Raw genomic sequence first — 6,079 nt, forward strand, 5'->3', positions numbered from 1 at the left:
CGTGTGAGGACTCCCACTTTTCGAGCTGCGTCCGTTCAGCCGGTTGCAACTCGATCGACAGCCTCGTGTTCGGCATGACCGTGAGCATAGCAATTGCCAGAGAATCTGTCAAGTTATTTAAGGGACACTCCACTAGGCGAGGAAGGCGCGAGTGCCCCTCGAAGATTTCTCGCTGTCCGGTCCCTCGCGCGCGACGCTGCGTCAGGCTGGAAACCGGATGGCCCGCGAAGGCGCCGCCTTCGATCTCCTGGCCGCCAAGGACGTCCCGGCGCTGCTCGACGAGCTGCAGGGGATCTCCGACCAGTGGCTCGCCCGCAGGAACACGCGCGAGAAGTCCTTCTCGCTCAGCCGCTTCGACCGCTCCTACCTGGCGCGCCTGCCGGTGGCCGTGGTGCGCAAGGACGGGCGGCATCGTCGCATTCGCCAACGTCTGGGCCGGCGAGGTGAAGGAGGAGATGTCACTCGACCTGATGCGATACGCCGACGACGCGCCTTCCGGGGTGATGGAGTACCTGTTCGCCCAGTTGATGCTGTGGGGACGCGCACAGGGCTATCGCTGGTTCAGCCTCGGCATGGCGCCGCTCGCCGGCCTCGAGGAGCACCGGCTCGCCCCACTGTGGAACAAGCTCGGCGCGTTGCTCTTCCGCCACGGCGAGCACTTCTACAACTTCCAGGGCCTGCGTGCGTTCAAGGACAAGTTCGATCCAATCTGGGCGCCGCGCTACCTGGCCTCGCCCGGTGGCCTTGCCACGCCAATCGCGCTCGGGCACGTGGCCGCGCTCGTCAGCGGCGGCGTGTCGGGCGTGGTGACGAAGTAGCGCTCCTGGCAGAGCGAACGGTCAACGCGAACGCTCCGCCTCGTGCTCGGTGACGCCTCGCTCGATGCGCCGGAACTATTAAGGTACCTGCAGCAGGATGTCCCGCAATGCGGCAATTTCGAGCGGCTTCACCAAGTGATGATCAAAGCCGGCGTCGCGCGAGCGCTCCCGATCTTCTTCGGCACCAAACCCTGTCAACGCGACGCACACCACGTCCTGCGTGTGGATGAGCTTGCGCAAACGACCGCAAACTTCGTAACCGCTCATGCCCGGCATCCCGATATCGATGAACACCGCCTGCGGCCGAAACTCTTTCGTGATGTCCAATCCCGAGGCCCCATCATATGCGGCACGAGTCTCGTGGCCCAGGAGATCGAGCAGCATGCACAGGCTCTCGGCCGCATCCCGATTGTCGTCGACCACAAGGATCCGCAGGCGGCGGCTTGCCGGCGCGGGTTCATCACGGTCGGCAGCGGGGGCGGGCCTAACCTGTGGCATCTCAGGTAATAGCGGAAGGCGCACGGTGAACTCGCTGCCTTTGCCGCGACCTTCACTGCGCGCCCTCACCGTTCCTCCATGCATCTCGACCAGATTCTTGACCAGCGTCAGTCCGATGCCGAGCCCCCCTTCCGAGCGCTCCAGCGAAGAGTCGAGCTGGGTGAATAGATCGAACACGCGCTCCAGCATGTCGGCAGGGATGCCTATACCGGTATCACGCACGGTGATAAAAACTTCGTTAGCTAGTGTCGAAACCGTCAGCGTGATGCGTCCGCCGTCCGGCGTGAATTTCACGGCATTGTTCAGCAGGTTCGACAATACCTGGACCAGACGGGCTTCGTCGCCAAGAACGCTGCCAGGTTCGGCGGACATCACGATGTCCACGCTCTGATTGCGCGCCTCGGTCGGCGGCCGAACGGTCTCCCTCGCGCCAGCCACCACGCTGGCGATGCTGACAGGGAGCTTCTGCAACTGTATCCGGCCGCGGCTGATGCGTGAGATATCGAGCAGGTCGTCGATGAGCCGGGTCATATGCTGCACCTGACGCTCGATCACATCCCGCGCCCACTTGAGTTTCTCATCCTCCGGACCCAGCAGCCGCAACACATGGGCCGCGCTGCGGATGGGAGCAAGCGGGTTGCGCAGTTCGTGTGCAAGCATGGCGAGGAATTCGTTCTTGCGGCGATCGGCTTCCAAGAGCAGTTGCTCGCTGCGCTTGCGTTCTGTGATGTCCACGGATATTCCCGTGAGATGTGTCGGGCGTCCCCCAGGATCGCGACGCAGGCGAGCCTTGTCGGCGATCCACAAGAGCCTGCCGTCGGGCGTGATGATGCGAAATTCGGCGTCGTATAGCGCCTCTCCCCGCAGCGCCTGCGCCGCCGTCGCTTCGACCGACGCACGGTCGTCGGGATGGATCAGGTCCTTGAACGCCGGGATGCCGCTGCTCGGAACACCGAGGATTTCGGTTGCATTGTCGGACCGTATTACCGTTCCGGTCGTCACGTCCCATTCCCATGCCATCATGCGCGCGGCCGAGAGCGCAAACTTCAGCCGCTCATCACTTTCGTGCAGCGCATCGAGGGTACGCTTCTGTTCGTTAAAATCGGTGCAGGTTCCGAACCACTTGACGATCTGGCCGTCTTCGCGCAGGGGCAGCGCCTGTCCGAGATGCCATAGATAAGTCCCGTCCGCGCGCCGCAGCCGATGCTCGACCGTAAACGGTTCGCCGGTTTCGAGCGCATGCGTCCATTTCGCGAGGACACCGGGCAAATCGTCGGGGTGGACGATGCGTTGCCATTCCCAACCTTCGGTCTCTTCAGGGGAAAGTCCGATGTATTTGAGCCACCGCTGGTTCAAATATTCGATGCGACCGCCGGGCGTTGCCATCCAGACCATTTGTGGGACGGTCTCGGCGATGAGGTGAAACTGCCGTGCGCTGCGTGCCAGTGCGGCTTCGGCTGCTCTGCGCTCGGTGATATCGCGGAACACAAGCACGACACCGGTGAGCTCTCCCCCCTTGTTTCTTACCGGCGCACCGCTGTCGTCGATCGGTAGATCGATGCCGTCTTTCGCGATCAGCACCGTGTGGTTGGCGAGGCCGACGATCGTCCCTTCACGCAACACCTTGTCGACCGGATTCTCGACCGCGCGACGCGTGGATTCGTTGACGATGCGAAATACATCCTTTAGCGGCTTGCCAACGGCATCCTCGCCCCATCCGGTCAACCTGCCGGCGACGGAATTGACCAGCGTCACCATGCCCCGGGTGTCGGTCACGATCACCGCATCGCCTATACTGGTCAATATGGTCATGCACCACTCGTGCTGCTCGTGCGCATAATTTTCGGCTTGGAAGCGGGATATGATCTCTCGCCGAATCACCACATAGGCACCCCCGGCGGTGGTGAGCACCAAGAGCAGCATCCCAAGCTCCGCCAAAGAGACTGCGGAGTAACTCCGGGTTGCTTGCGCGACCCTCCCTTGGAGTGTCGCGTTCTCCGCGCGCTCCATGTCGGCCACCAGGGCCCGTATCGCATCAGTTAGCTGCTTGCCGGCCCGGCCCGCCACCAGCTCGCGGGCGGCCTCGAATCCCTGTTCCCGGCGCAGCGCGATAGCGCGTTCCGCGAATTGCATGCGGGCCGCTATCTTTTCCTCCAGCTTTGCGAGCCTCGCTTGCTGTTCCGGACGATCCGCGGTCAGTCGCTTTAGCCTCCCTAAGGCTTCAGCGCGGGAGGAAAACGCAGACTGGTAGTGATCGAGGAAAGCGGGATCGCCGGTCAGGATATAGCTGCGCTGTCCCGTCTCCGCCTCGAGGACCAGCAACAAAGAGTCGGACAACGCATCGAGGATTTCATAGCTCTGGGCGATGCCCACGCGGTCGTGCAGCGTGCGCGTGTAATACCAGGAAACGCCGCCGTTTACAGCGAGTAGTACGAGCAGCAGCACAACGCTGTAGACCACCGATTTCGGGATTCCGGGCTTCATCACGGTACCCTTCAGGTTGAAGAACGGGGTATTCTAGAGCAGCGTGTCATTGGAAGAATAGCGGCACACGGCGTTCTCCAAGGCCTCGGGGATGCCCGCGAACAGCGCCGCCATGTCCTCCGGCCCTTGAGGTGCTGCCCCTGGCGGTAACGTCGCGAGCGCCTGGGATCGTCCAGCGTGCGGCCCTCTGGATGCACACCCGGGCCTCGTGGGCCTCGTAGTCTGCCCCTCGGCGTAGCTCCGGGTCACGAGCCGGGTGAGTTCCGGTAGCCGCTCGGGTTCTGGCACAAGGCCACGATACAGCTCCTCCGGAGGCACCAACGCCGGGTAGACACAGTATCTGATACGATCTCCTTAGGCTGCGGCCTGGATCGCCTGCGACCCTATTATGAGCCATTCCGATAAAATCGCATCGGCGGCAGGTGCTGAGTCCCTAGGCCGAGCGGTAGATCTCTTGGCGGCGGGGGCATGGCAAGAGGCCCACGAGATCGTACAGGTCGAAAACTCCGCGCTGGCCGCATGGCTGCACGGGATCGTGCATATCCTCGAAGGCGATCTCGACAACGCGCGCTACTGGTACCGAAAGGCCGGCCGCGTCTTCCCCGGGCGGGACGCCATACAGGAAGAGCTTGCGGCTGCGCGCAGGACAGTACAGGCGAAGATGGCTCGTCATGAACAATGAGCCGCGCGAGCCAAGGCACCCAGCGGGGAACCACCCGACAGCGAGACGGAGCGGCATTATTGACCAATCAATGCCTTCGGCACCCGATATCAGGAAACCGCACGGGGGAGGCCCGGACCGATATCACGCGCCCCGGTGCGCTGCATGGATCTCCTCTCGCCATGCATGAGAACATTGGCGTCGCGACGGTTTCCTCTGCGGAAGCGACCGATCCCGGGCCGCAGAGGAGGGCCGTATAATGATAGATAGGTTGCCGTAGCGTAAACGAGGACATCCTGATGGCAAAGCTGACGTTGAAGATATCGGAGCTTCGTGAAGGCCAGCCAACGCGGGTGGACCTAGAGGGCAAGGGCATCCTCGTAGCGAGGGTGGGTCAAGCAGTTTATGCGATCGGGGACAGATGCACCCATCTGGGATGCTCGCTCAGCAAAGGCACGCTCGAGGCCACGATCATCACCTGTCCCTGCCACGGCTCGAAGTTCGATATCACGACCGGTAAAGTGGTGACCTGGGTCGGCAAGCACCCGATCTTGGGCGGGCTGACCACCTTCATGAAGAAGGATGTGCCCGTCTATGCGGTAGCGGTGGCGGGAGATGAGGCGAGCATAGGCAACGAGTAGATACCTCCTGGCAACGAAGAGTCCCTCGTTGCAGCTCCCGCCGACAACGCCGCCGCCTGCGCCTCAACACCGGTCCCATCTTGTGCAACGCTTATGGTTCGACGCGTTCCGCGGCTCGCTCCCGAGCTCCCGTTGCCCCCCTACGCCTACGCGCGTGGCAAACACCCGCATCCCACCCGCGACCGGGCCGGGCATAGCTCCGGTGCTCTGCCGAAGTTCCGGATAGGACTCGACCCCGATCGGTGGGACGACTGCCGACCCTATCTGTACGGCATTGACCTCTTGAATCGTGGGTATTATTGGGAGGCGCACGAGGCTTGGGAGGGGCTTTGGCACGCCTGCGGCCGAAGTGGGAGGATGGCCGATTTCCTCAAGGCGCTCATCGCCTTGGCCGCCGCGGGGGTCAAGCTCCGGGAGGGCCGCGAGCGCGGTGTGCGCCAGCATGCGGCGCGCGCCCAGTTGCTGTTCGACCAAGTGACACGGGAGCTCGGTGCCGCAGAGATCCACTACCTTGGCCTGGACCCCAGAGTGCTCGCTCGTTACGCGAGCGAGCTGGCCAGTACACGCGCCATGCCTGCGGCAGATCAGGGGTCGCTTTTGCCCTTCCTGCTCATCCCGCAGTGGCACGACTCTGACGTAATTCGCAAGCTTGGCCAGTGAGCCTTTGCAGCTACCGATCATCGATATCCGACCGTTGATCGCTCGGAATGCGGGCCGCTGTGCGGTGGCCGCTCAGATCGGGCAGGCCTGCCGCGAGCACGGGTTCTTCTACATCCTCGGTCATGGGGTGGACGAGGGTCTGCAAGAGCGGCTGTTGCACGTGAGCCGCCAGTTCTTCGCCCAGGCCCTCGAGAGGAAGCTCGAGATCCGCATGGGCTTGGGCGGTCGGGCGTGGCGCGGGTATTTCCCCGTCGGCGGTGAGCTGACCTCGGGCAGGCCCGACCTCAAGGAAGGCCTCTATTTCGGCGCGGAGCTCG

General features: G+C 63.1%; 6 protein-coding genes and 1 pseudogene. 5 read left to right on the forward strand and 2 right to left on the reverse strand.

What is annotated here, in order from left to right:
• Nucleotides 1-151 precede the first annotated feature (151 nt).
• Nucleotides 152-818 (forward strand): annotated as a pseudogene (locus tag M3461_23610) (phosphatidylglycerol lysyltransferase domain-containing protein).
• Between the two features lie 78 nt (nucleotides 819-896).
• Here the strand turns inward: M3461_23610 and M3461_23615 are convergent.
• Entirely contained in the window at nucleotides 897-3,800 is a 2,904-nt protein-coding gene (locus tag M3461_23615) for a PAS domain S-box protein (protein MDQ3777125.1), read from the reverse strand.
• A gap of 33 nt (nucleotides 3,801-3,833) precedes the next feature.
• On the reverse strand, nucleotides 3,834-4,088 hold the full coding sequence (locus M3461_23620) for a hypothetical protein (protein MDQ3777126.1): 255 nt from the start codon (nucleotides 4,086-4,088) through the stop codon (nucleotides 3,834-3,836).
• A 166-nt stretch (nucleotides 4,089-4,254) separates the two neighbouring features.
• On the opposite strand from M3461_23620, the gene M3461_23625 reads away from it, so the two are divergent.
• The 4 genes from M3461_23625 to M3461_23640 all read left to right on the forward strand — a co-directional run.
• Nucleotides 4,255-4,482, forward strand: a complete 228-nt coding sequence (locus tag M3461_23625) for a hypothetical protein (GenBank protein MDQ3777127.1) — start codon at nucleotides 4,255-4,257, stop codon at nucleotides 4,480-4,482.
• A gap of 278 nt (nucleotides 4,483-4,760) precedes the next feature.
• Nucleotides 4,761-5,102: a Rieske (2Fe-2S) protein gene (locus tag M3461_23630; protein ID MDQ3777128.1), complete on the forward strand. Its 342-nt coding sequence runs from the start codon at nucleotides 4,761-4,763 to the stop codon at nucleotides 5,100-5,102.
• A 93-nt stretch (nucleotides 5,103-5,195) separates the two neighbouring features.
• On the forward strand, nucleotides 5,196-5,762 hold the full coding sequence (locus tag M3461_23635) for a DUF309 domain-containing protein (GenBank protein ID MDQ3777129.1): 567 nt from the start codon (nucleotides 5,196-5,198) through the stop codon (nucleotides 5,760-5,762).
• Nucleotides 5,752-6,079 (forward strand): 2-oxoglutarate and iron-dependent oxygenase domain-containing protein (locus M3461_23640; protein MDQ3777130.1); only part of this gene is annotated, 328 nt, incomplete at its 3' end. The genes M3461_23635 and M3461_23640, both read left to right, overlap by 11 nt.

This window comes from Pseudomonadota bacterium (assembly GCA_030860485.1).
Lineage (GTDB): Bacteria > Pseudomonadota > Gammaproteobacteria > JACCXJ01 > JACCXJ01 > JACCXJ01.

Coding starts and splice junctions, on each gene's coding strand:
- M3461_23615 (MDQ3777125.1), bottom strand. CDS start 3,800: ATGAAGCCCGGAATCCCGAAATCGGTGGTCTACAGCGTTGTGCTGCTG.
- M3461_23630 (MDQ3777128.1), top strand. CDS start 4,761: ATGGCAAAGCTGACGTTGAAGATATCGGAGCTTCGTGAAGGCCAGCCA.
- M3461_23635 (MDQ3777129.1), top strand. CDS start 5,196: ATGGTTCGACGCGTTCCGCGGCTCGCTCCCGAGCTCCCGTTGCCCCCC.